This is a genomic window from Streptosporangium sp. NPDC006013, from assembly GCF_040614275.1.
Taxonomy (GTDB): Bacteria; Actinomycetota; Actinomycetes; order Streptosporangiales; family Streptosporangiaceae; genus Streptosporangium.
The window spans coordinates 1-1,379 of the sequence record NZ_JBEXUE010000944.1 but is presented as its reverse complement, the minus strand read 5'-3'; the positions used below and the strand labels follow the sequence as shown (position 1 = coordinate 1,379).

Genomic DNA, 1,379 nt, shown 5'->3' with positions numbered 1-1,379 from the left:
AGTTTGCCGTCCGGGCTGAAGGCCACCGAGTGGACCCAGTCGGTGTGGCCGGTGAGGGTGGCGATGGTGTCGCGGCCAGCCACGTCCCACAACCACACGCTCTTGTTGGCGCTGCCGGTGGCGAGGGTTTCGCCGTCTGGGCTGAAGGCCACCGAGTGGACATCGTAGGTGTGGTTGGTGAGGGTGGCGATGGTTTTGTGGCCGGCCACGTTCCACAACCGCACCGTTTCGTCGGTGCTGCCGGTGGCGAGGGTTTCGCCGTCCGGGCTGAAGGCCACCGAGGAGACCTTGTCGGTGTGGCCGGTGAGGGTGGCAACGGTTTTGTGGCCGGCCACGTTCCACAACCGCACCGTGCCGTCGAAGCTGCCGGTGGCGAGGAGTTTGCCGTCCGGGCTGAACGCCACCGAGTGGACATCGTAGGTGTGGTTGATGAGGGTGGCGATTGTGTTGCGGCCGGCCACGTTCCACAACCGCACCGTGCCGTCGTAGCTGCCGGTGGCGAGGAGTTTGCCGTCCGGGCTGAACGCCACCGAGAAGAGCCAGTCGGTGTGGCCGGTGAGGGTGGCAACGCTGTTGCGGCCGGCCACGTTCCACAACCGCACCGTGTCGTCGAAGCTGCCGGTGGCGAGGAGTTTGCCGTCCGGGCTGAACGCCACCGAGGTGACAACGCTGGTGTGGCCGGTGAGAGTGGCGATGGTGTTGCGGTCGGCCACGTCCCACAACCGCACGCTGTGGTCGGCGCTGCCGGTGGCGAGGGTTTTGCCGTCCGGGCTGAACGCCACCGAGGAGGCAACGCCGGTGTGGCCGGTGAGGGTGGCGCTCGGTGCGAGGTTGGTGGTGCTCGGTGTGGGGTCGGGGGTGCTCGGTGCGAGGCTGGTGGTGCTCGGTGTGGGGTTGGTGGTGCTCGGTGTGGGGTCGGGGATGCGGGTGAAGGCGATCGTGGTCGGCACGCCGATGGCGGCCAGGGCGCCGAGCCCGCCCAGGAGCAGGGTACGGCGAGATAGTGATCGGCGCTGCCGCGGCGGGGTCGTATTCACACCCCTAGCTGTAGAAGATCACGCTTGAGATTGACTTGAAGGCCTCTGCATCACCTTGGGGGGCAGACCAAGTACGCCGAAAAGGGGCAACAGTCGGTGCCACGCGGTCTGTCGTGCCGCTTGGTGAGGGCGGGTTTCGGCCCCCACACCGAGCGCCACCCTCACCGGCCACACCGACTTGGTCTCCTCGGTGGCGTTCAGCCCGGACGGCAAAACCCTCGCCACCGGCAGCGCCGACAACAACGTGCGGTTGTGGGACGTGGCCGGCCGCAACACCGTTGCCACCCTCACCGGCCACACCGACAAGGTCTCCTCGGTGGCCTTCAGCCCGGACGGCGAAAC

1 protein-coding gene and 1 pseudogene are annotated in these 1,379 nt (G+C 67.8%); one reads left to right on the top strand and one right to left on the bottom strand.

Translation table 11 applies throughout. The features are described 5' to 3' along the window. A partial coding sequence (locus ABZ260_RS51110; RefSeq protein WP_355633241.1) for a WD40 repeat domain-containing protein occupies positions 1-1,037 on the bottom strand: 1,037 nt, incomplete at its 3' end. Positions 1,038-1,194: 157 nt separating this feature from the next. Here ABZ260_RS51110 and ABZ260_RS51105 point away from each other — a divergent pair. Next, positions 1,195-1,379, top strand: a pseudogene (locus ABZ260_RS51105) (hypothetical protein); the annotation flags it as partial.